General features: G+C 36.2%; 22 protein-coding genes and 3 pseudogenes. 13 read left to right on the forward strand and 12 right to left on the reverse strand.

Annotated elements, in window-relative coordinates:
• The first annotated feature begins 89 nt into the window (after positions 1 to 89).
• From MVE64_RS28165 to MVE64_RS17815, 4 genes are all read left to right on the forward strand, one after another.
• Positions 90 to 443, forward strand: a complete 354-nt coding sequence (locus tag MVE64_RS28165) for a histidine kinase N-terminal 7TM domain-containing protein (RefSeq protein WP_425593967.1) — start codon at positions 90 to 92, stop codon at positions 441 to 443.
• On the forward strand, positions 415 to 1,665 hold the full coding sequence (locus MVE64_RS28170) for a histidine kinase N-terminal 7TM domain-containing diguanylate cyclase (protein ID WP_425593968.1): 1,251 nt from the start codon (positions 415 to 417) through the stop codon (positions 1,663 to 1,665). The genes MVE64_RS28165 and MVE64_RS28170 overlap by 29 nt, the downstream gene beginning before the upstream one ends.
• Before the next feature lie 252 nt (positions 1,666 to 1,917).
• Positions 1,918 to 2,058 carry a hypothetical protein gene (locus tag MVE64_RS17810; RefSeq protein ID WP_247339949.1) on the forward strand — a complete coding sequence of 47 codons (141 nt, stop codon included), beginning with the start codon at positions 1,918 to 1,920 and terminating at the stop codon, positions 2,056 to 2,058.
• A gap of 109 nt (positions 2,059 to 2,167) precedes the next feature.
• Entirely contained in the window at positions 2,168 to 2,368 is a 201-nt protein-coding gene (locus MVE64_RS17815) for a hypothetical protein (RefSeq protein ID WP_247339950.1), read from the forward strand.
• A gap of 161 nt (positions 2,369 to 2,529) precedes the next feature.
• Here the strand turns inward: MVE64_RS17815 and MVE64_RS17820 are convergent.
• Positions 2,530 to 3,887, reverse strand: a pseudogene (locus tag MVE64_RS17820) (MATE family efflux transporter).
• Between the two features lie 120 nt (positions 3,888 to 4,007).
• Between MVE64_RS17820 and MVE64_RS17825 the strand changes: the two are divergent.
• Complete coding sequence (locus MVE64_RS17825) at positions 4,008 to 4,868, forward strand: helix-turn-helix transcriptional regulator (protein WP_247339952.1); 861 nt, start codon at positions 4,008 to 4,010, stop codon at positions 4,866 to 4,868.
• 30 nt (positions 4,869 to 4,898) lie between these two features.
• Here MVE64_RS17825 and MVE64_RS17830 read toward each other — a convergent pair whose 3' ends face one another.
• Positions 4,899 to 6,650: an alpha-glycosidase gene (locus tag MVE64_RS17830; protein ID WP_247339953.1), complete on the reverse strand. Its 1,752-nt coding sequence runs from the start codon at positions 6,648 to 6,650 to the stop codon at positions 4,899 to 4,901.
• Positions 6,651 to 6,821: 171 nt separating this feature from the next.
• Between MVE64_RS17830 and MVE64_RS17835 the strand changes: the two genes are divergently transcribed.
• Positions 6,822 to 8,162 (forward strand): alpha-amylase family glycosyl hydrolase, encoded by a 1,341-nt coding sequence (locus MVE64_RS17835; RefSeq protein WP_247339954.1) that lies wholly within the window; start codon positions 6,822 to 6,824, stop codon positions 8,160 to 8,162.
• A 42-nt stretch (positions 8,163 to 8,204) separates the two neighbouring features.
• Here the strand turns inward: MVE64_RS17835 and MVE64_RS17840 are convergent, their stop codons facing one another.
• The gene (locus MVE64_RS17840) at positions 8,205 to 9,077 is read right to left on the reverse strand and encodes an SDR family oxidoreductase (RefSeq protein WP_281730382.1); all 873 of its coding nucleotides are present in this window, start codon (positions 9,075 to 9,077) and stop codon (positions 8,205 to 8,207) included.
• Positions 9,078 to 9,216: 139 nt separating this feature from the next.
• The gene (locus MVE64_RS17845; RefSeq protein WP_247339955.1) at positions 9,217 to 9,642 is read right to left on the reverse strand and encodes a MarR family winged helix-turn-helix transcriptional regulator; all 426 of its coding nucleotides are present in this window, start codon (positions 9,640 to 9,642) and stop codon (positions 9,217 to 9,219) included.
• Between the two features lie 153 nt (positions 9,643 to 9,795).
• Between MVE64_RS17845 and MVE64_RS17850 the strand changes: the two genes are divergently transcribed.
• Complete coding sequence (locus tag MVE64_RS17850) at positions 9,796 to 10,797, forward strand: DUF3231 family protein (protein WP_247339956.1); 1,002 nt, start codon at positions 9,796 to 9,798, stop codon at positions 10,795 to 10,797.
• A gap of 280 nt (positions 10,798 to 11,077) precedes the next feature.
• Here MVE64_RS17850 and MVE64_RS17855 read toward each other — a convergent pair whose 3' ends face one another.
• The 4 genes and pseudogenes from MVE64_RS17855 to MVE64_RS17870 form a co-directional block, all read right to left on the reverse strand.
• Positions 11,078 to 11,704 (reverse strand): FMN-dependent NADH-azoreductase, encoded by a 627-nt coding sequence (locus MVE64_RS17855; protein WP_247339957.1) that lies wholly within the window; start codon positions 11,702 to 11,704, stop codon positions 11,078 to 11,080.
• 587 nt (positions 11,705 to 12,291) lie between these two features.
• Positions 12,292 to 15,715 (reverse strand): annotated as a pseudogene (gene metH / locus MVE64_RS17860) (methionine synthase).
• Entirely contained in the window at positions 15,708 to 17,561 is a 1,854-nt protein-coding gene (locus MVE64_RS17865; RefSeq protein WP_247339958.1) for a bifunctional homocysteine S-methyltransferase/methylenetetrahydrofolate reductase, read from the reverse strand. The pseudogene metH and the gene MVE64_RS17865 overlap by 8 nt, the downstream one beginning before the upstream one ends.
• Before the next feature lie 747 nt (positions 17,562 to 18,308).
• A complete protein-coding gene (locus MVE64_RS17870; RefSeq protein WP_247339959.1) occupies positions 18,309 to 18,800 on the reverse strand; it encodes a YajQ family cyclic di-GMP-binding protein in 492 nt (163 codons plus the stop codon).
• A 181-nt stretch (positions 18,801 to 18,981) separates the two neighbouring features.
• On the opposite strand from MVE64_RS17870, the gene MVE64_RS17875 reads away from it, so the two are divergent.
• From MVE64_RS17875 to MVE64_RS17890, 4 genes are all read left to right on the forward strand, one after another.
• Positions 18,982 to 19,845, forward strand: a complete 864-nt coding sequence (locus tag MVE64_RS17875; RefSeq protein ID WP_247339961.1) for a CvfB family protein — start codon at positions 18,982 to 18,984, stop codon at positions 19,843 to 19,845.
• Positions 19,846 to 19,983: 138 nt separating this feature from the next.
• Entirely contained in the window at positions 19,984 to 20,952 is a 969-nt protein-coding gene (locus MVE64_RS17880) for a BMP family lipoprotein (RefSeq protein WP_247339963.1), read from the forward strand.
• 9 nt (positions 20,953 to 20,961) lie between these two features.
• Positions 20,962 to 21,291: a hypothetical protein gene (locus tag MVE64_RS17885; protein WP_247339965.1), complete on the forward strand. Its 330-nt coding sequence runs from the start codon at positions 20,962 to 20,964 to the stop codon at positions 21,289 to 21,291.
• Between the two features lie 217 nt (positions 21,292 to 21,508).
• Positions 21,509 to 22,615 carry a methyl-accepting chemotaxis protein gene (locus MVE64_RS17890; RefSeq protein WP_247339967.1) on the forward strand — a complete coding sequence of 369 codons (1,107 nt, stop codon included), beginning with the start codon at positions 21,509 to 21,511 and terminating at the stop codon, positions 22,613 to 22,615.
• Between the two features lie 71 nt (positions 22,616 to 22,686).
• Here MVE64_RS17890 and MVE64_RS17895 read toward each other — a convergent pair whose 3' ends face one another.
• Both MVE64_RS17895 and MVE64_RS17900 read right to left on the reverse strand, forming a co-directional pair.
• The gene (locus MVE64_RS17895; protein ID WP_098797889.1) at positions 22,687 to 22,818 is read right to left on the reverse strand and encodes a DUF3941 domain-containing protein; all 132 of its coding nucleotides are present in this window, start codon (positions 22,816 to 22,818) and stop codon (positions 22,687 to 22,689) included.
• Positions 22,819 to 22,879: 61 nt separating this feature from the next.
• A pseudogene (locus MVE64_RS17900) lies at positions 22,880 to 23,739 on the reverse strand (DegV family protein).
• A gap of 144 nt (positions 23,740 to 23,883) precedes the next feature.
• Here MVE64_RS17900 and MVE64_RS17905 point away from each other — a divergent pair.
• Positions 23,884 to 24,726, forward strand: a complete 843-nt coding sequence (locus tag MVE64_RS17905) for a YitT family protein (RefSeq protein ID WP_247339969.1) — start codon at positions 23,884 to 23,886, stop codon at positions 24,724 to 24,726.
• A 4-nt stretch (positions 24,727 to 24,730) separates the two neighbouring features.
• A complete protein-coding gene (locus MVE64_RS17910) occupies positions 24,731 to 25,213 on the forward strand; it encodes a BsuPI-related putative proteinase inhibitor (RefSeq protein WP_247339973.1) in 483 nt (160 codons plus the stop codon).
• A gap of 15 nt (positions 25,214 to 25,228) precedes the next feature.
• Here the strand turns inward: MVE64_RS17910 and MVE64_RS17915 are convergent, their stop codons facing one another.
• Both MVE64_RS17915 and MVE64_RS17920 read right to left on the reverse strand, forming a co-directional pair.
• The gene (locus MVE64_RS17915) at positions 25,229 to 25,423 is read right to left on the reverse strand and encodes a DUF3813 domain-containing protein (RefSeq protein WP_247339977.1); all 195 of its coding nucleotides are present in this window, start codon (positions 25,421 to 25,423) and stop codon (positions 25,229 to 25,231) included.
• Positions 25,424 to 25,573: a hypothetical protein gene (locus MVE64_RS17920; protein WP_176551110.1), complete on the reverse strand. Its 150-nt coding sequence runs from the start codon at positions 25,571 to 25,573 to the stop codon at positions 25,424 to 25,426. It abuts the gene before it with no gap.
• Positions 25,574 to 25,661: the final 88 nt, after the last annotated feature.

Genomic DNA, 25,661 nt, shown 5'->3' on the forward strand with positions numbered 1-25,661 from the left:
AGCATTTTACTTATTTTTTTAGCTAGTTTAGTAGGAAGATTCTGTATATAATGAAAAAATACAATGATGAACAGACGAGGTAGAAGTTAATGAACCAGGAATTAGTCATGTACATCCTGATTAGTGTTTTGGGTGGCTCAATAAGTATTTTTTTATGTGGTTATGGATTAGTGAAAATAAAGGATGCTCCCGGTGGAAGGTATTATGTTTTAGCAACTTTTATGTGTGCTATTTTTGCTTTTGGCTATGCATTTGAGCTTGCGAGTACTTCTTTGGAGCAAATGAAGATTTGGTTAAGAGTGGAGTATTTGGCTTTGCCGTTTATTCCAGTATTTATTTTGCTTATGTGTTTTGACTATGTAGGAAAGAAGCTTAAGCAATGGGCTTTACATTCTTTTATTTGGTATTCCGATTTTGACGATTACATTGCATTACACAAATGATTTTCATCATATTTATTACACATCTATGGATGTAAGAACAGATACCCCTTTTCCTATACTAAAACTTGAAGGTGGCCCTGGGTTCTATATTCATTCTATCTTTTTATACGTTTGTATTGTCATTAGTGTTGGTATTCTTCTAATGCAGTTTCGGAAAGTAACACACAAGTTTCGTTTGCAAACGAGCTTGATGATTGCAGGGTTATTAGTTCCTGTCATGGGAAGTGTTTTTTATATAACTGAAACGAGTCCAAGTAGTATTGATCTTGGCCCCGTTTCAATGAGTATTACGTTTATTCTTCATGGTTTTGCATTGTTATCCTTCCAGATGTTTAACGTTGTACCAATTGCAAGAGAAACCGTGTTTGAAAGCATAGAAGAAGGAGTGATTGTGTTAAATCAACATGATGTGATTGTTGATTACAACTCAGCTATTGTTGCGGTTCTTCCATCGTTTGGTTCACATGCTATTGGAAAAGCTGTTAGAGATATTCTGAACGATCACCCACTGCTTTTGGATATCATTTTTGAGAAGCAGGAAGGAGATTATCAGTTAAAAATTGGTGATGTAACGAACTATTTTTATATTAAATTTTCTCCGGTCAAAACAAAACAAAGCACATTAATCGGGAAAATTATCACCTTAGTAAATGTAACAGAAAGAGTAAATATGGAGAAAAAGTTAAAAGAGCTAGCAAGTATAGACGGATTAACAAAGATTTATAATCGAACTTATTTTTTAGATAAAGCAGGTGATATGATAAAGAATTTGTCTGTGAGTGGTGATTCTTTATCTATCGTTATGTTTGATATAGATCATTTTAAAAAGGTAAATGATCAATACGGACATGATGCTGGAGATCAGGTTTTAATCAGTGTCGCTGGATTAACAAAGAAGTATTTAAGGAATCAGGATTTGTTTGCACGCTACGGTGGGGAAGAGTTTATCATCTGCATGCCGGATACAACGGGCCTGGAAGCATATGAGATGATAGATCATTTACGAAAGAAAGTGTCGGGGTCTTTTATAGTATCTAGTAATGATAAGGTTCAAATAACATCTAGTTATGGAATTTCAACTGTTCTTTTAAATTCGGAGAATGGAAATCCTACTATTCAAGAGTTAATGAGACAAGCTGACCAAGCTTTATATGCGGCAAAAAGGAACGGTAGAAACTGTGTGCAGATGTATGAGAAAAAAGCACAGTATGTATATGTTTAAAGTGTATGATCAAAATGCTCAGAGCTATTTAGTCTGAGTATTTTTTTGCTTGGTTGTTATATGGGGTGGTGAGCCAGACTTTTAGAGAATGAGTAGGGATGATGGACAAAATGCTGTTGGAAGAGAGAGAAGTGTCGTTCATAAGGGAGATGAAGACCAAAACATGTATGGGAGCCCGCGCAAATGGTCTTCATAAGGTGAATGAAGACCAAAACATGTATGGGAGCCGCGCAAATGGTCTTCATAAGGTGAATGAAGACCAAAACATGTAGCGCAAATGGTCTTCATAAGGTGAATGAAGACCAAAACATGTATGGAAGCCGCGCAAATGGTCTTCATAAGGTGAATGAAGACCAAAACATGGATGGAAGCCTGTGCAAATGGTCTTCATAAGGCGAATGAAGACCAAAACATGGATGGAAGCCTGTGCAAATGGACTTCATAAGGTGAATGAAGACCAAAACATGGATGGAAGCCTGTGCAAATGGTCTTCATAAGGCGAATGAAGACCAAAACATGGATGGAAGCCTGTGCAAATGGACTTCATAAGGTGAATGAAGACCAAAACATGTATGGAAGCCGCGCAAATGGTCTTCATAAGGTGAATGAAGACCAAAACATGGATGGAAGCCGCACAAATGGTCTTCATAAGGTGAATGAAGACCAAAACATGGATGGAAGCCTGTGCAAATGGTCTTCATAAGGCGAATGAAGACCAAAACACAGATAGAAGCACGTCCCAACATTCTTCATAAACCTGATAAATGACAAGCATTACTTGAAAGTGATCAAACTTTCATAAATTCAAATAAGACAAAAAAAAGCAGCCCAAATTGGACTGCAATTCCACATTATTAACTTACCTCATGAAACAGCAGCATGTTGAGAAAAGCGTTTCGTCATCCATGCTCTGGATTTCCAGCGATAGAACATAATAATACCTCTTACCCATTCGTCAGCAATAAAGGCGATCCAGATACCGATTAGTCCCAGATCAAAATGGATGCCGAGGATATAAGCAATTGGTACGGCGACTCCCCACATCGAAAGTATTCCTACATAGGTTGGAAAGCGGATATCACCCGTACTCGTAATGAGCTGATGATAATCATATTAAAGGCTCTGCCTGGTTCTAGAATGATGGTTAGGAGGATAAGGACCCCACCGACCTCAAGTATACGTTCATTTGAGGTGAAAATACCTAGTAAAGAATCCGAGAAGAGCGAGAAGATTACGGCCATAAGCGTAGAGATAACGATTCCAGAATATAGACTTTGTAAGCATCTTTTATATGCAGCTTCATAATCTTTTGCCCCAATCATGTACCCAACTAGAATTTGTGTACCTTGGCTAACGGCTAAGCTAAATAATAGAATAAGCATCATTAGATTTTGAGCATAGACCTTTGTGGTTAAAGCTTCGGTCCCAATCATTGTTATAAAGACTGTAATAACCATTTGCGACGTATTGTAAGAAAGTTGCTCACCAGCTGTAGGAACCCCGATATGAAGCAGGTTTTTAAGATGGTGTACCGGAAGCTTAAAGAGCTCTTTAAAGTTAAGGGTAAAGTGAACACGCTTCTTTAAAATATAGAGGATGACAAAAAGGCCGATGATCCTTGATACAACTGTGGATATGGCAACCCCTTGAACACCTAGTACCGGAAACCCGAATGGACCAAAAATAAAGAAATAGTTCCCGATAATATTAAGCAGGTTCATGCCGATTGTTAAATACATAGTGTCTTTTGTATAGCCATAGCTCTTCAGTATAGCTCCTGATGTCATGATTAATGCTTGCACAAAGGAAAAGCCTCCTACAAGCTGTAAATAAATCGTAGCATCCGGCATTAGTTCTGGTGGTAAGTTCATCAATTGTAGGATGTCTTCACTTGCGATGACAATGACAACACTAATCAGAATACTAAATAATAGATTGGCAGAAAGAGAAACCGTTGATACCTCTTTGGCATCTTTATAATTAGTACCACCTATATATTGAGCAACCAGTATAGTTGTACCTGTTGCAATAAATCCAAACATGACGATTAATAGAAATAAAATTTGGTTGGAAACTCCAACAGCTGCTACTGAGTTATCAGAGTATTGACTAAGCATCAATGTATCAGCATTTCCCATTAACATATGCAGAAGAGTTTCAATAAAAATTGGCCATGTTAGTGCAAATAATGTGATTTTACGACCTTGTCTTTCAAACGCCATTTTGTTCAACTCCTTTACATTGCTTTGATAATACTTAATAAGTTTACAAACATTGCAGTATAATAGAAAGAGAGAATAGCGATATATTTTGGATAAATACGACCTAAAGGAGAATTTATGATGTTTCATATTGAGTTTTTTGCACCGCCTTCTCCCACTTTTATTCAGGGGGGAATTGCTATTTTTGAAAAAGGTACAAAGCATTTTCGAAGAGTTTTTACTGTGTTTGATTTGATTTATGTAAAATCTGGTGAACTATATATAACAGAAGCTGAAATTCCATACACAGTAAGAAAAGGACAATATATCCTTTTAGTTCCCGGTTTTGAACATTATGGACATAAAGGCGGCTCAATGAGGACAGAGTACTATTGGCTGCATTTTGCGATTCCAACTCATTATGAGCTTGTGGAAGAGGGGATTACGAATTGGGCGGATATCCAAATATCAAAAGGTGACCACGAGACACCTCCAACATATAAATTTTCCATACCATGCTTTGGAAAGATTGAGAATCCAAATTTTATAGAAACGATATTTCTTAACATTTTAAATGTTGATCATCAAACACCTGATTATCAACTAAGACAGCAGCTGCACTTCCATGAATTTTTATTATATTTACAAAAAGAAGCATGCAAAATTCCAACAGCAGCTGAGAAAGTTGTGGAGGGAGCTGTTAATTATATACAAGAGCATTATAAAGAAGAGGTGAAAATGGAGGACATCGCCGCTGCTCTTCACTTTCACCCTGATTATGTAACGCGTTGTATGCAAAAAATCGTCGGTGAAACTCCGAATATGTATTTAAACAAATACCGAATGAATCAAGCAAAAAAACTATTAGCAACAACTGATGATAAAATTGCCAATATAGCACAAGAAGTAGGAATTGAGGATTCCACTTATTTTTCAAAGCTTTTCAAAAGGATGGAGGGAACAAGTCCAATTGAGTACCGAAAAATGATTCTTAGGAGGTAAAGAGGAAAGGGGAAAACTAATTTCCCTTTTCTACTCGATTAGCAATAAAGCAAACTCATTAGCATTGAGTGTTACTGATAACTCGTTTGAATGGGCGGCATATTCTTCTTCGTTCCAAAGATCATGAATGGTGCGATCCTTCAATTTAACGGGCAATGGAAGTGTTTGTTTTTGTGATGAAAGATTTATGATGATCAAAACTAACTGCTTATTATTTTCTCTTTGATAACAAAGGACATTAGTTGATTCGTCGGCCATTAATATCGAAAATGCTCCGTCATTTGCAAGGACAGGATAAGAGTTACGGAGCTTGATGAGTTTCTTCATAAATGAAAGCATATCACTGTCTTGCTGATCTTCATGCCATACCATACAGCCTCTGCATCCTGGGTCTTGTTCACCTGATAGGCCAATTTCATCTCCATAGTAAATAGACGGAGAACCATAAAAGCTAAATTGAAAAACACTTAATAATTTGACTCGTTGTTTGTTCATTCTAGCAAGATTTAAAATTCGAGGAGTATCATGACTTCCGACCATATTAAAGGAGAACTGATAAACAGGTTGTGGATATTGATGTAAATACCTTTGTAGCTCATCTGAAAATTGCTTTGCATTTAGATCATCATAGGCAAAAAAACGATGCAGCAAATTTGAGAACGGATAGTTCATTACAGCATCAAACATATCTCCTTCAAGCCATGGCATCGCATCATGCCACACTTCTCCAACAAGATAAACGTCTTTATTGATTGACTTTATCGCGTGGCGAAAATCTCTCCAAAACTGATGATCAATTTCGTTTGCAACATCTAATCTCCAGCCGTCAATATGACATTCTTTTATCCAATACTGACCAACTTCTATTAAATATTTTTTTACTTCCGGGTGTTGTGTGTTTAATTTTGGCATCGACCTTTCAAAAGAGAAGGTTTCATAATGAATCTCCCCAGATTCTTTAATAGATACATGAAACCAATCCTTGTATGGAGAGTTTTGACCATTTCGAAGCACATCCAGAAATGGTGGAAAGTTTTTTCCGCAATGATTAAACACAGCATCAAGCATGACCTTTATGCCTTTATCGTGACAAGAAGTAACTAGCCTTTTAAGTATTTTTTTATCTCCGAATTGTGGATCGATTTCAAAATAATCAATCGTGTCGTATTTATGATTAGAATGTGCCTTAAAAATTGGCGTAAAGTAAATTCCGGTTATGCCTAACTCAACTAGGTAATCTAGGTGTTCTATGACTCCTTCTAAATCTCCACCGAATAGAGTAGTTGGTGTAGGTTCAGTGCTATTCCATGGAAGCGTACCTTCTGGATCATTATGAACATTTCCGTTCGCAAACCGATCAGGAAAAATTTGATACCAAACAGTATTTTCTACCCAATCAGGTGCTGCAAACACGTCGGATTGATGAAAATAAGGAAGGCAAAAATAGGCTGAAAAGTCTTCATGAACAGTTTCGTAAATTCCTTTCTCTGTAAAAAATAGCTCTTTGTTACCGCTTTTAATATGAAACGCATATCGTAATCGCTGTTGTGGAGGAGAGATGCTAATGAACCAATAATCAAAAAAACCATCACTTCCACTAATACTCATTTCCTTAGTTGTGTGAACCCAATTGCTTTCATGAAACTCAAAGGGATCTCCATAAACAACAGTTACAGAGCTTATATCTTGTGCTTTCGTTCGGAGCTGAATATGAAAAGTTCCATCAAAATTAGGATAAGCATATTGATCTCTTGAACGATGATAAATGGCTTCTTTTTGCATGGATACCTCCTTAGTAGATTTTGTATTACTAAGCTTCTTCAAAACACATAAACGATATTCACTGAAAAATCATTTTTAAGGAGAGAAGATCATTTACATTTGACGGTCGGTTGCCTGAAGCGATATTCTTAAGAACGTAGTGATATAAGAATGTAGGAGGAACGGAACAAAATGCGTAGACAAGCTTTAAAACTTTTCCTCATTCCGTTACTTCTTTTTTATGCCTTCCCTGTGAGCGCAGCTGAAAAAGAAGAAAAGGCATGGCAGGAAGAGATTGCCTATTATGTAGTTGTTGATCGCTTTAATAATGCAGATCCGAATAATGATGGAGATGACCTGAATTTTGAGGATCCTGCAGCATACCATGGCGGCGATATTGAAGGAATTCTAACAAAAATAGATTATCTTCATGAAATGGGATTTACCACCCTGATTTTATCTTCAGTGTTTAAAGAAACTGAGAACTCAGAGGTAAAGCAGATTGATGAGCATGCTGGAACAGTTGAAGATGTAAAGAAACTCGTTGATGAAGCTCATAAACTTAACATGAAAATTATGCTAGATTATGGACAGAAAAATGAAGATATGATTTCAACTGCAACATCATGGATGCAAGAAACAGGGATAGATGGGTATTACATAAAACAAGCTGATGAAGTGAATCAGGAAGTTTGGCAGGAATTTCATCAAAAACTAAAAGAAATTAATAAGGATTATTATTTAGTAGGAACTGTAAAAGAACATGATTCAGATGTGATCTCTGCTTATATGGAATCCGGTTTTGATTCGTTGCTGAATATTCCCTTTTATGAAGCAGCTACCCAAGCATTTACTAATGTTGATCAATCATTAAAACCTGTTACAGAAGTTACAGAACAATCATCACCTCTACTTAGCACATATGTTGATAGCGATGAAACGGTTCGTTTTACAAGACATGCCATTCAAAATAACCAACATCCTGGTGTAAGGTTGAAGATGGCATTTGCTTATATGTATTCCATTCCTGGAACACCAATCGTGTACTATGGCTCTGAGATTGCTGTTGATGGGGGAGAACCGCCTACGAACCGACCGTTAATGAACTTTCAATCAGATGAAGAATTGATTGATTATCTTGAAAAACTTGCGATCGTCAGGAAAACTCTACCTTCTTTAACAAAAGGTGACTATGAGTTGCTGTATGAAAAAGATGGGATGATTATTTTTAAGAGAACGTATGAAGAAGAAACGGTCGTAGTTGCTATTAATAATTCAACAGAATCACAGAAAGTGAAAATTTCTTATGATAAAATAGCAGAGAATAAAAAACTTCAAGGACTTCTAACTGGAGATACATTTGAAGAGGAAAACAATGAATATGAGTTTATCATTGATAGAGAGATTGCCGAAATATATGAGATAAAAGAAAAAACCGGTTTAAATATTCCGTTTATTAGTGTGTTTATTATTGTACCAACACTATTTATCATCTTTTTAGTATTGGCCAAAAAGCGTGGAAAGAAGAAGTAAGAGGAAGGCTGCCGTAATTATTTCGGCAGCCTTTTTAATTAATTACCCATTCACAATTTTCCCACCATTAACATGAATCATTTGACCAGACATGTAGGAAGAATCGTCACTTGCTAAAAATACATAAGCAGGAGCAAGTTCCTCTGGTTGCCCTGGCCGCTTCATTGGCACGTTTGAGCCAAATGTTGCAACCTGATCAGCAGGGAAGGTTGAAGGAATAAGTGGCGTCCAAATAGGACCTGGTGCAACACCATTTACTCTAATTCCTTTTCCTGCAAGTGAAAGTGCAAGTGATCTTGTAAAGGTTGTAATTGCACCTTTTGTAGCAGAATAATCTATAAGCTGTTCGTTTCCTGCGTATGCCGTTACAGAAGAGGTGTTAACAATTGCACTGCCTTTCTTTAAATGAGGAAGAGCAGCTTTTGTTAAATAGAAAAATGAGAAAATATTTGTTTTAAATGTTCTTTCTAATTGTTCGCTTGTTATATCTTCAATACTTTTCTGCGGATGTTGTTCAGCAGCATTATTAACAACGATGTCGAGTTGACCAAATGCATCAATGGTTTTTGAAACAATTTGCTGACAAACAGACTCATCTCCAATATCACCGGCTACAAGTAAGCATTTTTGACCTTGTGCTTCAACATGCTTTTGCGTTTCTTCTGCATCTTTTTGTTCATTTAAGTAAGAAATCACAACATTTGCACCTTCTTTTGCAAAAAACACGGCAACAGCTCGTCCAATCCCGCTGTCTCCACCAGTGATGATCGCTACTTTATTTTTCAGTTTGCCACTTCCTGTATAAGAAGTATCATCAAATTTTGGTTGTGGATTCATCATATCCTCATGACCAGGTTGTACATCTTGATGCTGTGGTGGCATTGTTTGTTTTTGTTGATTTTGATTATTGCTCAAAGAAACTACCTCCTCATTTTTTATCCTGTCATATTATGTGAAGAAAGCTGAAAAGTATGTTGTTGAAGTGGTATTGATATTCCCGATTAGAAAAGAAGGTAAACAAAATAAAAAGAAACCTTCATCAGGTTTCTAATTGTCATCTTAAATTTGCTCGCATTTTTAAAAGGATTTTTCTAAGTTGTTCGAGTTCCTCGGTTGTGATATTTTGACAAACAAGAGTGTTAAATTGTTCAGCAATTGGAATAATATGTTTTTTAAGCTTGAGTCCACTTTCAGTTAAATACAATCGTTGAACCCGTCGGTCATTTGGACACATTCTTCTTTTAATAAAGCCTTTTTGTTCAAGGCCGTATGACATTCTTGCAATGTTGGTTTTATCTTTATTCAACTTGGCTGCAATTTCATTTTGACTACGTCCATCATGTTCCCAAAGTAACATCATAATTAAATTTTGCTCAGGAGCGATATTAAAGGGTGATAATTTATTTTTAACATAACTGGTTAATTCTAAGTCGGTTTGGTGAATGAAAATACTAATATAGTCGTTTAAAGAAAGTGTCATTTATACGGCTCCTATAATTTACTAAATATGTCTATTCATAAGTTTAGAGTTATAGCATGATCTTGTCAATTTGATGTGGAAAATGATCAAGGATGGAAGATAATGAATGAAAATTATCTCCCTAACAAATAATTTGTGGTAAAGGAGGTTACTATGTCTCAAAACGTTCGCTTAACCGGGCCTGAGATTACTGCACTTTGGGGTCAATATATGAATGATAGTATGTCGGTTTGTGTTTTAACTTATTTTATAAAGACTGCAAAGGATCAGGAAGTAAAATCAATCCTAGAATATGCACTAAATTTATCTAAAACACATGTTGAAAAGGTAAAGGTATTATTAAAAATGGAAAAGTTTCCTCCACCAATAGGATTTACAGAGGAAGATATTAATCTTAATGCACCACCTTTGTTTTCAGATAACTTCATGATGCAATATCTTTATGTGATGACACAACATGGTATGAATAGCTATTCACTAGCGGTTGGAACTTCGGTAAGAGCTGACCAAAGAGAGTACTTTATACACTGTAATCAAGAGGCTACAACTTTATATGATAAAATACTTGAATTAATGCTACATAAAGGGGTATTTAGTCGACCACCTTACATTAATACGCCACATGAAATAGATGTTGTAGATAAGCAAAGCTATCTAGGCGGATGGTTTACGAAAAAGAGACCTTTAAACGGTATCGAAGTAGGAAACATTTATTACAATATGCAAAAAACGATTGTGAAAATAGATTTAGAAATAGGTTTTAGCCAAGTGTGTCATTCCAAGGAAGTAAGAGAATATTTTCAAAGAGGAGCAAATATGTGTAAAAAGCATAATGATGTATTTACACATATTCTATCAGAAGATAATTTACCAGCTCCAAGGAACTGGACATCAGAAGTTTCTAATTCTACGGTCTCCCCATTTTCCGACAAACTTATGCTGTTCCATATCGTATCATTAGTTTCAGTAACAGTAGGCTATTATGGTACCGCCTTATCAACTTGTCAAAGAAAAGATGTTATTTTAAAGTACATGAGATTACTTGCTGAAATAGGGATTTATGCTGAAGATGGGGCGAATATATTAATAAAAAACGGTTGGTTTGAACAGCCACCATCTGTAGATGACCGAGCTGCTTTAGCTAGGAAAAAGTAAATAAAAAAGCGAGCAGTAATGTGCTCGCTTTTTTTGCATATGCCATGGGTTTTTCTTATTTATTCTTAAATGAAAGAAGGTACATTCATTCTGTATGTTAGTTTTGAAACTTCTCTACTAATCGTGAATAAACCTCTATAAAACCTAATTAATAAGTTTATAATCATGCTAAGAATCGTCAAAGAAATCCCTCCGCACTGGCAGTTTTGTGTTACTTATCTAACACTTATTTAGTATTTATCTTTTTCAAGTGTTATATTCCCTATCAAGAAAGTCCTGATTAAAATTGAGTAGCAACAGAAGCAGCTTTTTGAATACCAGCTTCAATAATTTCGTTCGTACGGTCAGGGAATTGGTTATGACCTTCAACTATTACGTCTGTTGTTTCTTTAATACCAAAGAAATCTAAAAGTGTTTTTACATAGTTAACCGACATTTCTTTTGATGCAGCAGGACCTTCAGAATAAACGCCACCACGTGCATTTAAAAGGACAACTTTTTTATCAGCTAATAATCCTACTGGACCTTCTGCTGTATATTTGAATGTTGTTCCTGCTTGACATAAGTAATCCATGTACGTGTGAAGAACAGCAGGAACTGAGAAGTTCCAAAGTGGGAAGGCGAAAACAACTTTATCTGCTGCAAGGAATTGATCCAAATATTTTTGAACTGTATTTGCTGCATGTTCTTCTTCTGATGTTAATTCCATTCCTTTACTACGTTTGAACATTCCGTTAATACTGTCTACTCCATAGTAAGGTAAGTTTTCTTGGAAAAGATCAAGCTCTGTAACTGTATCTTCAGGATGAGATTCTTTATAGCTTTGTAAAAAAGCCTCATATAATTGAACACTTACAGCCTGTTCAGTAGGGCGTGAATTTGCTTTAATAAATAATACGTTTGACATAATAATTCCTCCTAATATATTTACGTAAAGATGTTGCTATAGCAACTTTATTGTGATCAATATCAACCAGTTCTTAGGTATTTACTAATATAAGAATAGTTGTTGCACATACTAAATAACATAGTTGATTCTAATCAATTAAGAAAGATGTGTCAAATAATAAGTTTTTTATAAAGATATCTTAATTGATTTAAGTTAAGAAGCTTGCAAGTTGCCGCTTCGACTGGGGGGTGAATTTTTGTATAGACTTAGTATATCTTTTTAGCATTTAATTGTGGTCGGTCAAAAGGATGAGTTTTTCTAGCAAAAAAGTCTTAAATTAATAGGAGTTGCAAAAAACTAGTAGAATGTTGCAAAAATGTGGGGTGAGTTACAAATAAGATAACAGAGGCTGCAAAATAGATTGCTGTAGTTGCAAAAATAACGTGTAAAGTTGCAAGGAAGGTAGTGTGATCAGTTAAGATATTGTTTCCAAAATTTGTTAGTAAACAGATTTTTCAATGTGAATTAATAGATTTTACCTCCAACTGCAGCTATATAAAGTCAAAAGCCCTAAAACAAATTCGTTTCAGGCTTTAAACATCAAATTACATAACATTAAAATATTTCGCTTCCGGATGAGACACGACAATTGCGGTAACAGAAGCCTCCGGTTCCATCATGAAGCCGTCTGTTAATTGAATTCCGATATCTTCAGGTCGGAGCGCTTTGAATAGCTTTTCTTGGTCTTCAAGGTCTGGGCAAGCTGGATATCCAAATGAAAAGCGTTGACCTTGATATTTAGCTGAAAAACGTTGATCCATTGTAAAGTCAGGTGCATCAGGGAAGCCCCAGCGGTCACGAATTAATTGGTGAGTTCGTTCAGCCAATCCTTCTGCAAGCTCAAGAGCAAGGGCTTGAACAGCATGGCTCTTTAAATAGTCGCCTTTTTCTTTAAAGCCTTGTGCTAGTTCACGAATTTGGCTGCCTGCTGTTACAGCAAACATGGCTACATAGTCAAACTCATTATCCTGCTTAGGACGCACATAGTCAGAAATACAACGATGTGGCACCTTTTCCTGTCTTGGAAAATCATACGTTTGTAAAATAGAATTGGTATTGTCAGGATTCAAAATGTGTAGCTTGTTTCCTTCACTATAGGAAGGGAAGAACTGATACACAGCAGCTGGTTTAAACCATTTTTGCTTTGCACCATCCTTAAGGAGCTCCTGGATGAGCTCAACAAGCTCAAGTGCTTTTGGATCTTTTTTCTTCACTAATTCTTTAATTTTTCCTTTTAACCCAAGGTGATGACCAATGAGCATCTGCATATTCACATAAGGAATAATATGCGATAAGTCAATGTCTCTAATAATATGTCGTTTCGTATCATTAGGAGTGAAAATTGGTGCTTCACTTAGATTTCCGCGTTTGATTAATAAATCAGTTACAGCCTGAGACGGAGCAGCTTTCGTTTTTGTTTCTTCTGCAACTGCTGCTTCTTTTTGAGCAAATAATTCAGGTGAGGTTCGTAATTGATTTGCAAGCGATAAACCGTCCATGGCGTCTTTTGCATAAACAACAGGACCGTTGTATTCAGGAGCTATCTTCATTCTTGTGAATTTTCTAGAAAGAGCAGCTCCACCAACTAAAATTGGAAGATCACAGTTTGCTTTGTGTAAGTCTTGTGCTGTAATCACCATTTGCTGAGCTGATTTAACAAGTAGACCAGATAACCCAATTAGATCCGGCTTTTCATCTTTCACGGCTTGAATAAGTGTTTGAGGTGTTACTTTAATCCCGAGATCAACTACTCTATAACCGTTATTACTTAAAATAATATCAACAAGGTTTTTTCCGATATCATGAACATCACCCTTAACAGTGGCTAGAAGGATTTTTCCTTTTCCGCTGTCATCACGTTTTTCCATAAACTGCTCTAGGTAAGAAACAGAGGCCTTCATCACTTCGGCGCTTTGTAATACCTCGGCAACAATGAGCTGATTATCGTTAAAAAGTACACCAACCTCGGCCATACCCTTCATTAAAGGTCCATTAATAATATCAAGAGGTTCTGGATATTTCTTAAGAGCCAGTTCTAAGTCAGGGATGAGACCTTCTTTTGTTCCTTCTACTATATAGTTTGCTAATCTTTCTTCTAATGAAAGATTTTGAACAGGCTTTTTATCTTCTTTTTTCTTTCCACGATAAAAGGCAGTGAATTTTGCAAGTGATTCATCTGTTGTTTTAAACAAAAGATCTTCCGCCATTTGAATTTCTTCTTTAGGAATAGAGGCGAAACGCTCTAGTTTTTCTGTATTAACGATCGCGTAATCTAAGCCCTGCTTGTGTACAGTGATAAAGGTAAACAGCATTTAACACTTCACGACCAACAGGAGGAAGACCAAAGGAAACGTTACTTACTCCAAGGATCGTTAAGCATTCAGGTAGTTTTTCTTTAATAAGCTGAATACCGCGTACTGTTTCATTGGCAGAACCAATATACTGCTCATCACCAGTTCCAACAGGGAAGACAAGCGGGTCAAAAATTAAGTCACTTGCTTTTAAACCATGTTTTTTAACTAAAAGATCATGAGAACGGATCGCTACTTCGAGTTTCTTTTCAGCTGTTAATGCCATTCCAATTTCATCAATTGTTCCAACAACTAAGGAACCTCCGTACTTCTTGACAAGAGGGACGATTGCATCAAAACGCTCTTCACCATCTTCAAGGTTAATTGAGTTAATGATGGCTTTTCCTTGCGAATATTTTAATGCTATCTCAATAACTTTTTCATCTGTTGAGTCAATAACAAGAGGAGCTTTAACCTTCTTCACAACCTCTGGGATGAATACTTCCATATCTTCTAGCTCGTCTCTGTCAGGGTCAGCTAAACAGATATCAATTACATGTGCACCATTTTTAACTTGAGCTCTGGCAATTTCAGATGCTTCTTCAATCTTACCTTCAGCAATAAGGCGTTTGAATTTTCTTGAACCAATAACGTTTGTCCGTTCGCCAACAAATAGGGGGCGCATTCCTTCTTCATAAAAAAGAGCATCAATTCCAGACACCGTATGGCCGTTAGAGATTTCTTCCATTTTACGAGGAGTGGTTGTTGAAACAGCCTCAGTAATCGCACGGATATGATCAGGTGTTGTACCACAGCATCCACCAACAAGATTAAGCCAGCCTTGCTCTGCAAAGGCAACTAATTTCTTCGCTAATGATTCTGGTGATTCATGGTAGTTTCCTTCCTCATCCGGTAATCCTGCGTTTGGATAACAGCTAACAGCTGTGTTTGCTATGCCTGATAATGTACGGATATGGTCTGTCATAAATTCTGGACCTGTCGCACAGTTTAAACCAACTGAAATAGGTTTCATATGCTCAAGAGAAACATAAAAGGCCTCAATATCCTGTCCTGCTAAGGTTGTACCCATAGGTTCAATTGTCCCTGAGACCATAAGTGGTACTTCTTTACCAGTGTTTTCAAACGCTTGCTGAATGCCAAGGAACCCGGCTTTTACGTTTAGCATATCTTGACTTGTTTCTAGAAGAAGCAAATCAGCTCCTCCTAGAATTAACCCTCTTGCTTGTTCTTCATAATTTTCTACTAATGTGTCAAACGTTGTTCCACCAGTAACAGATAGAGTTTTTGTTGTAGGTCCCATTGCTCCTGCAACATATCGTGGTTTTTCATCTGTTGAAAATTTCTCAGCGGCACGTTTTGCAATTTTTGCAGATTCAATGTTAACTTCTAATGCTAGATGACCAAGGTCATATTCGTCTAGAACAAGGCTTGTGGCACCAAACGTATTTGTTGAGATAATGTCCGAGCCTGCTTCTAAATAAGCTTCATGAATGTCTTGTATTGTTTTAGGTGAAGTAAGTGTTAAGTATTCATTACATCCATCATATTCTTCGCCACCAAAGTCTTCAGCTGTTAGGTTTGCAGCTTGAATCATTGTACCCATAGCGCCATCGAGTACAAGTATTCGTTTTTCTAGTTCTTTTTTTATGCTAGACATGGGTAATCTTCCTTTCAGCTCGCTGTTTTTCCTTTTCATGGATGTAATTTGTTAACTCCACTGTCAGGTCATATTGTAAAAATGGGGTAATTAAGTAAATTCCATTAAATAAGTCAAATGCTGTATCAATTAAATCCTTCGCAATGGCCAGGCCTTCTTGACGAGCTTTTTCTTTGTCATTTCCAGCAGCCGCCATTTTTTCACGAATAGAATCCGAAAGCTTAATGCCTGGAATTTCATTGTGAATGAACTCTGCATTACGGCTAGATGTTAATGGCATAATGCCGATATAAATTGGAGCTTGTAAATTTCTTGTTTCATTATACACATCGATGATTTGTTGACTTGAGTATAATGGCTGTGAAATAAAGTAATCCGCACCATGAGCAATTTTCTTTTCAAGTCTTAAAACAGCCTTATCAAGATGACGTACGTTAGGGTTAAAAGCAGCTGCTACAGAGAAATTCGTTTTCTGACCAAGTGGCTTCCCTGAATAAGATACACCTTCGTTGAATTGTTTAATTAAGCTGATTAAATCAAATGATGAAACATCATAAACAGATGTAGCTCCAGGGAAATCGCCAATTTTAGATGGATCTCCGGTTATAGCTAATACATCACTCATCCCAAGTGAATGTAACCCCATTAAATGAGATTGTAAGCCAATTAAATTGCGGTCACGACAAGTAATATGAATTAACGTTCTTGCACCTGTTTTTTCTTTTGCTAAAATTCCTGCTGCTAGATTACTAACACGAGGTGATGCTAATGAATTATCGGCTAGTGTTAATGCATCAATTCCTGCATCATGCAGTGCTTGTGCTCCTTCTAAAAACTTCTCCATTCCAAGCTTTTTCGGAGGATCTAGCTCAACAATAACCGAGCGCTTTTCTCTCACAATCTCCTCAAGTGGTGGAAGGGAGTTTACCTGTTGATCTTGAATGTCAATAGTCGGTTTTTTCGCGACTTTTACTTGCTTTGTTTCTACAGGCGCTAAATTAGCTACAGCCCCTGCCATTGCTTTAATATGGTTTGGCGTTGTCCCACAGCATCCGCCTATTAATCTTACACCTTGTTCTCTAAACTTTAGGGCGCTTTCCTTAAAGTAAGTTTCATCAGATTCATAGACAAGACGACCCTCATTTAATGCAGGTAAGCTGCTATTAGGGAAAACAGAAAGAAAAGCCTTCTCAGGAATAGGTACCTCTTCTAGAGATTGAATCATATGATGTGGACCTAGGCGGCAGTTTAAGCCAATTACGTTTGCTCCAAGTTCTTCTAAAATAGAAAATCCATCTGTTAATGAAGTACCGTCCTGTAATACACCAGCTTCATGCAGTGATACATTTGCAATGATCGGTTTATTTGTTTCTTTTCGAGCAATTGAAAGAACAGTTTTCATTTCTTCTAAGTCATAGAATGTTTCAAGAAGTAGACCGTCCACATTTTCATTTAGCAAAAGATAGAGTTGCTCTCTAAAATTTCGTTTAATTTCTTCGATACTATGGGCACTTTTTTTAAAGGTACGGATGCCGCCGATTGTACCAAAAACATAGGTTGACTCTTTTGCCGCTTTTTTTGCAATTTCTATAGCTTTTTTATTGATTTGTCTAATGTCGTCCTCTAACCCGTAACGAGACAATTTGATATCGTTTGCCCCATATGTATTCGTTTGGATGAGGTTAGCGCCTGCCTCAATATAGGCTTGGTGAACTGCAAGCACATCATCAGGCTTAGATAGGTTTAATTCTTCAAAGCACCGATCTACTCCGTGAGAGTAAAGCATTGTTCCCATTGCACCGTCAGCAATTAAAATTTTACTTTTTAAGTCTTCTAAAAAATTCATCAATAAGAGCCCCCGATCTATTTGAGTTTTAATTATATTTATACTAATAAAAAAAGCCTTCTTGTTGAGAAGGCTGTATAATTATAAGCTTCCCTTATCTTCCAAGCATGTTGAATATGCTTGCTGGAATTAGCACCTTGGCACTCGTAGAAGTCTTGGTGGGTGGTTTTAGAATTGATTGACGGGTTTTAGATAGAGATGCTCTTAGATTAGAGGCTCTAACTTTGTGTTCGGTATTTTCTTTTAGCACGGCAAGCTTTCGCTTGCAGCGGCTTGCTTGGCAAGCCTTGGAAAAATAAATAAAAATGCTTCGAACAAACAAAAGTGCTTTGTTCGAGTCATTTTTATTTATTTTTCTGTGCTAAAAGAAAATGACTCAATAGTAGTCAATCAAGTAAACCAGACTTCACTCGTTATGGACCGGTTGCTGAAGCTTCATCGGGCCAGTCCCTCAGCTTCTCTTGATAAGATATGAAATTGTTTTAAGTGTCTTACACTTTTCTTAATAACTTTAACGTATTAAAAGGATTACAACTAATTTATCTAATATTGCGAAAAATATCAATAGTAAAATGATGATTTGTCTAAATTAAATAGTCTGCAATGCCTTTTTTAGATGGATGTTTTGGTGAGTGTTTCCAAACGATGACAGTTAGAGCATATGATGAAGTCGTGAGAATATGCGTATGATATGAGAAAAGTCAGGCTTTTGAAGGATGCCTGACTTTGTATGTATGATGTAGTTAGTTAGCGGTAGTTGATGAACTGAACATCAATTGGTAAATCAGCACCTTTAATGGCTGAGATAATTTGCTGAAGATCATCACGGCTTTTACCAGTTACACGGATTTGGTCATCTTGTATTTGAGATTTTACTTTTAGACCAGTGTTTTTAATAATGGTGTTAATTTTCTTTGCATTATCTTTATCAATTCCTGAAACCAGCTCAGCTTTTTGACGAACAGTACCACCAGAAGCATTTTCAATTTTTTTATAAGAAATGTTTTTTATCGGTACATCTCTTTTTATTAGCTTTGAAAGAAGAACATCTTTTAACTGCTCTAGTTTATACTCATCGTCTGAAACTAAAACAAGTTCTTCTTTTTCTAATGTAATATTACTTTTACTGCCTTTAAAGTCGTATCTTGTTGCAATTTCTTTCATTGCGATATTGATTGCATTCGTAACCTCTGGAAACTCAACTTTTGATACAATATCAAATGAACTATCTTTCGCCATAATTATCCTCCATTGCGTATATAATATAGGTTGATTATAGTAAAATAAAACAATGATCACAACTTTTAACTAAAAAGTGTGAAGCAATTGTCGAGGAGACTCTTCGGGACTACCCGCAGATCTACTTACAATATAAACGGAAATGTATAAAACATATGATGAAAGGCAGGACATATTATTTATGATCCCAGGAACTTTTGCAACACTAACAATAGATGAGCAGGTTGACTACGGATACTTTTTAACGGATGGAAAAGATCGTGTTCTTTTACATAATAATGAAGTGATCGGAGAAGTTGAAGAAGGAGAAAAAGTGGAGGTTTTCTTTGGTGTTGACGCACAAGATCGCCTTTATGCAACAATGAAAAAGCCGCTCATTACCCAAGACACATATGGCTGGGTTGAAGTAGTAGATGTCGTTGAGGATATGGGAGCTTTTGTGGATATTGGTTTAAGTAAGGACGGATTAGTTGCTAAAGATCATCTTCCCTTTTTACGTGAAGTGTGGCCAAATGTAGGGGACAAGCTTTATTGTACGTTAAAGGTTTCGAAGAACGGTCGATTTTTTGTTCGACTAGCAACAGAAGAAATTGTAGAGCCGTTTTTTAAGAATGCCGATCGAGCTTTATTTAATAAGGAAATAACAGGAACAGTTTACCGAATGATTGTTGCCGGATCATTCATTCTTACAGAAGAAGGATACAAAGGGTTTATTCATTCCTCACAACGTGAAGTTGAACCAAGATTAGGTGAGACAGTTACCGGCAGGGTCATTGATGTAAAAGAAGATGGAACAATAAATGTTTCTTTATTACCACGAAAGCATGAAGCACAAGGCAGTGATGCGGAAAGAATCTATGCCTATATGCAGGAAAGAAACGGTGCTATGCCATTTACAGATAAAAGTGATCCTGATGATATAAAAGAACGTTTTAATCTTAGTAAGGGAGCATTTAAACGAGCGTTAGGATTATTAATGAAAAATAATCGAGTTTATCAAAAGGATGGCTGGACTTATTTTAAAGAAGAAGAAAATAATCAATAATCGAGTTAAAAAAGCTTTTACTCTTAAATCAATAGGGGTGAAAGCTTTTTTTATAGAAAAATACCTAAATAGAGTGGAAAAATGACGTAATTTGTCGATATAAGAAATGATATAAAATTGATAAAGTGAGGTTTTAACATGTTCATCAAGAATGTAACAGCCTTGTTTGCTTTCGTTTTTGTGATCATCATCGCTGGTTGTTCGCAGCAAGAGACCGTGAGCTCAGTTGATGACAAGGTGAAAATTGGTATTATGTTGTCTGACGTCGGACTAGGTGATCAATCTTTTAGTGACTCGGCATTTAATGGATTAACAAAAGCAAGAGACGAGCTTGGAATATTATTTGATTATAGAGAACTTAAAGAATCAGAAACATATGAAAAAGGTTTAACAGAGTTAGTTGAAGAAGATCATGATATTGTTGTTGGGTTGGGTTTTATGGTTCAAACCGACCTCGAGAAAGTGGCTAAAAAATATCCTGATCAGCACTTTATATTAATTGATGCAGTTTCAGAACTTGAAAATGTAACATCTATTACATTTAAAGAAGATGAAGGAAGCTTTTTAACAGGTGTAGTAGCAGCTCTAGCGACAAAATCAAATAAATTAGGTTTTATTGGTGGTGATGATGTTCCACTAATTAATAAGTTTGAAGATGGCTTTATTGAAGGGGCAAAATCTGTAAATCCTTCTATCACAGTGGAGGTTAAATATGCGGGAGACTTCGGAAACGACCAGCTTGGAGCGCAGCTTGCACGTGAAATGATTCAAAAAGATGTGGATGTATTATATGCGGCAGCAGGTTTTACTGGGGTTGGTATGTTAAAGGAGGCCCAGGCAAACAAAGTATTGGCCATCGGTGTTGACACGGATCAATATTTTTATGCTGAGAAAGCTGTTGTTACATCAATGCTGAAAAAAGTTGATACAGCTATGTATCAGTTAGCAGAGCAGTTAATCAAAGACGGAAAAATTTCTGAAGGTCATATTGAGTTAGGAATTAAAGATAATGGAATCGACTTGGCTCCACTTAGAGTTGTACCATTCAGTAAAGAACAAAAACAAACGATTGATGAGTGGAAAGAAAAGCTCACAAGTGGCAGCTAGGAGGATAACATGACAATAAAGAAAAAGCTATTAATGAATTCAATAAGTGTACTACTATTAGCGTTGTTTATGATTGCTTTTATCATTTATAATATGCTGTCTATTCAATCATCAACTCAAGATGAAGTACCAAATTTATTAAACATTGAAAAATTACAAGCTGAATTGAATACATCAAAGCAAGGGTTAAATAACTTTTCCGTAACAGCAACAGACGCTCAAAAAGAAGAAGTGTTGCTCAGTATAGCGAAAAGTGACAAATTACTAGCTGATTTAAAAAAAGGGGATCACTCACAAAAACAGTGTCGAGACACTCGAAAAGGCAGTTGCAAAATATGAGAAGTGGAAAGCAGAAGCAAATGCGGCACTTGAGGACAAGATAGGTCCTGAAGCCAAACGTCAATCAGTTCGTTTAGATGGAATCTTAAATGACATACATCTACTAAATGAATATGCAAATGAGCAATATACTATTTTACAGCAAGATCTACAAAAACAAATTTCCTTTGTCATTGTTTCAGCAGTAATCGGAAGTATCATTTTAGTAGTACTAAGCTTGTTCATTGCGCTTAGAATGACGAATTCAATTACCCGTCCGTTAAAGGCATTATCAAGGAATGCGGAGGAAATTGCAGCAGGAAACCTAGTTATAGAGTCGATTACGTACAAAGGCAAAGATGAGCTTGGTGCTTTAAATACATCTTTTGAGCAAATGGTTGATCAGTTAAGAAGCTTACTAGTTTCTGTTGAAACAGTGAGTAAGGATGTTGAAGGCTTTGCTAAAGATTTAGAAATAGAAAATAAAGGATTAACTGCTATTACAAATCAAGTAGCAGTTTCCACAAATGAAATGTCAATTGGTACACAGTCTATTTCAAATGATTTGCAGGATGCTGTTTCTTTAATTGAAAGGATGGATAAAGGGTTTAAGGATAACGTGACCCAATCTGAAGAATCTGTTACCTTCGGGACCGAAGCTGTTTCAGCCATTACTTCTGGTCAAGAAGCCATTGAAACTCAGCGCTCATTAATGATAAAAAATCAAGATACAACTCAAAAAATTGATGAAGCAACAAAAACGTTCACGAATTATGCAGCTCAAATTGAAGATATGGCAAAAACAGTTTCAGGTATCGCAGATCAAACTAATTTACTAGCTTTAAATGCTGCCATAGAGGCTGCACGAGCAGGTGAGGCTGGAAAAGGATTCGCTGTTGTAGCTGATGAGGTGAGAAAGCTCGCAGAGGAATCAACAAACTCAACAAAACATATTTTTGAGATGGTTGCGAAAATAAAAGAAGGCATTTCTGAAATCACACAATTTGTTCAAACGGGTGTGTTCATTGCTGAAGAACAAAAGAGCTCAATGGATACGACAACAGACGCTTTTGCTAACATCGGTGTTCGAGTGGATGAAATGATGACACGTTTGACATCATTAGTTGAGGGAATGAATTCTTCTAAGCAATTTGGTGAAAAGGTTCTTAATAGTGTAGAGAGCATTAGTGCAGTTGTTGAGGAAACGGCAGCAGGTAATGAAGAAATTTCAGCGTCAACAACTGAACAATTGTCTGCTTTTGAGAAAATTGTAAGTAAAGTTGTTACAATGAGAGAATTAACGGATGATTTAAATGAGACAATTGGCAAATTTAAGTTGAAATAAGGAAGAGCCCCTTACATATTTGTGAGGGGCTTCCTTCTTATATGTTAAGTTACCATTATGGCAACTATAACTTACAAATGATCTGTTTTTTTAGAGTATTGGCGTTCGCCTTTTTGACGGTTTTTTTCACGCATCATATTTTTTTCATGACGTTTTGCGTTATTGTCTTTTGCTTTTTTATCATTATCACTAGTGTGTGGCATGATGATGCTCCTTTCAAACGAGTGTAAGCTTATCATTCCCACATGCTATAGCGAGTATGTGTTAAAGCTCGTCATTTAAAAAGAAAATCGCTAGTGTCCCTGGTCCTGAATGGGCACCAATAACAGCACCTACATAGTTTATATAAATATCCTTAGGTTGAAATTCTTCTTGAATCAAAGCCTTTATTTCATTTGCGGATTCCTCATCATCACCGTGACTTATCGCGATTGTTTGATTTTGGAGATTTACTCCACGTTCTTTCATGATTTCAATAATTCGTTTAAATACTTTTTTACGTCCTCGTATTTTCTCAAGAGGGATAAGCTTCCCATCTTCAACATGTAATAATGGCTTAATATTTAATAGTCCGCCAACAAATGCTGAAGCTTTACTAATTCGTCCGCCACGAAATTTAAGTATTCAAGATTGTCAACGGTGAAGATATGCTCAACTTTTTGACAATAGTTTTTTACAGCGTTTTCAATTTCTTCCAATTGTTTACCACTCTTTGCTAGTTCAACAGCATATTTAACGGCAAGACTGCAGCCAAGAGAAGCACATTTTGAATCAATAATCGTCAACCTGAAATCAGGGTATTCTTCTAAGACTTCATTTCGCATCATCATGGCTGTTTGGTATGTACCTGAGAGTTCTGATGAAAAAGCAACATATAAACTAGGTGTCCCTTTTTTGGCAAGCTCAGTAAAAACATCTTTAAATAAAGATGGAGTAATTTGTGATGTTTTAACTACGGTACCTTGTCGCATTTCTTCATAAATTTGTTTAGGCTTTATTGCTCTTTGATCCTCCAGTTGTTTCCCATTTAGTTCAACACTTAAAGGAAGAAAAGTAATTGAATTTTCCTGAAAATATTCAATAGGTAAATCAGAAGCACTATCAGCTAAAATGTGAACATTCATTTTAACACCTCATTTAACTTATAATAAGTTCTTTACGATAATTTTAGTTTATCACTCCGGAGCTAAAATACAATCTTTGTGTTCAATTCTTGTAAAGATGGGAAAAACTAGACTACAGAGCTTGACGACAGGAGGAAAAAGTGAATGTTGAAAACAGAAACCATGAAAATTATAGTTGTCATTGTTGGGGCATTTTTAAATGCAGTCGGTTTAAATTTTTTTCTAATACCTGCAAACGTTTATTCTAGCGGTTTTACAGGTATTGCTATGTTAATATCGAGGGTCTTGGAAGACTACACTCCTTTTTTTATCTCAACAGGAATACTACTTTTACTCCTAAACATACCCGTAGCCATTTTAGGATGGTTAAAAGTTGGGAAATCCTTTACTTTATATAGCTTTTTTAGTGTAGCAGCAACAACAGTTTTTTTAGAGCTTGTGCCCTTATATTCCTTTTCAGAGGACATATTATTAAACGCTGTCTTTGGTGGTGTTATAATGGCTGTTGGTGTTGGAATCACACTAAAGTACGGTGCCTCGACAGGTGGACTAGATATCATTGCGATGGTACTATCACGCATGAAGGACAAGCCTGTTGGAACTTATTTTTTTCTGTTTAATAGCATCATCATCTTGGCTGCTGGATTACTTTTTGGCTGGGAAAAAGCATTATACACATTAGTTTCACTCTATGTTTCCACGCGTGTTATTGATGCTATTCATACAAGACATGAGAAATTAACAGCTATGGTCATTACAAAAAAAGCAGATGTATTAAAAAAAGCGATTCATTCAAAGTTAGTTCGTGGAATAACAATGATTCCTGCTAAAGGTGCGTTTACAAATGAAACGAAGGATATGTTAATCATTGTTATCACAAGATATGAGTTATACGACCTTGAAAAAATTATAAAAGAAGAAGATCCACAAGCATTTACAAACATTGTTCAAACGGCAGGTATCTTCGGCTTTTTCAGAAAGGAGTAATGAAATGAGGTTAGCATTTTTCATCTTAGTGATTTTCTTCTTAACGGGTTGTTCTTTAGAAGATAGAAGTGAAGCAGAAAGCATTGTGCCTGAAACAGAGGTAAAAGAAGTGAAGAATGGAGAACTGGATTTGAATGTTTCCATATTTTCTGAGAAACAAACAATAAAATTTATTATTACGTTAATGAACAATACCAATGAAATGAAGAAGATTGAATTTCCTACAAGCCAAAAATATGAAATTGTTATTAAAAATAAAAAGGGTGAAGAAGTGTATCGTTATTCAAAAGGTAAAATGTTTACACAAGCAATTGAAACTGCCTTAATTAAATCAGGTGAAAGTATGGAGTGGGAAGAAATATGGGAATACTCGACACTTTCACCAGGAGTATATACAGCAGAAATCACCATTTTAGCTCCTGATACAGTAAAGTTAAAAAAAGAAGAGAGTTTTCAAATTAGTGAAGAAGAAAGCGAACCAAAATAGGTTCGCTTTGCTTTGTTACATGTTAGTAAGTGTTTGCTGTAACTCTCGAAGTTGAGCTCGTTCAGCATCTGTACAGTTTGCAAAAGCAGAAGATAAGGCATTTTTTGCCTTCATAACTGCTTCCTGTTGATCTCCCTGCTCAGAACCTGTGGATATAGAGTTTGCATAGGCAACTGCTTCACGAGCTTGCTGAAATAATGGATTTGTCACTTATATCCCTCCAAGTGGAGTATCATCTGTTTTACTTTTATGTGCTTCTGATTCAGATAATGTTGAGTGGTAAGGGAACCTCTCATCGTGCTTAGTAACGATATCTTTGCCTTGTTGAACAAAACGTTTTGATTTGTTACGTTTACCCATTGAAAAAGCCCCCTTTATAATGATGACGCTCTCGTTCGATGCGTCAAGATTATTGTGTGCGAAAAAGTTGATTATATTAATGGCAATT

Source organism: Metabacillus endolithicus (genome assembly GCF_023078335.1).
Classification (GTDB): Bacteria; Bacillota; Bacilli; order Bacillales; family Bacillaceae; genus Metabacillus; species Metabacillus endolithicus.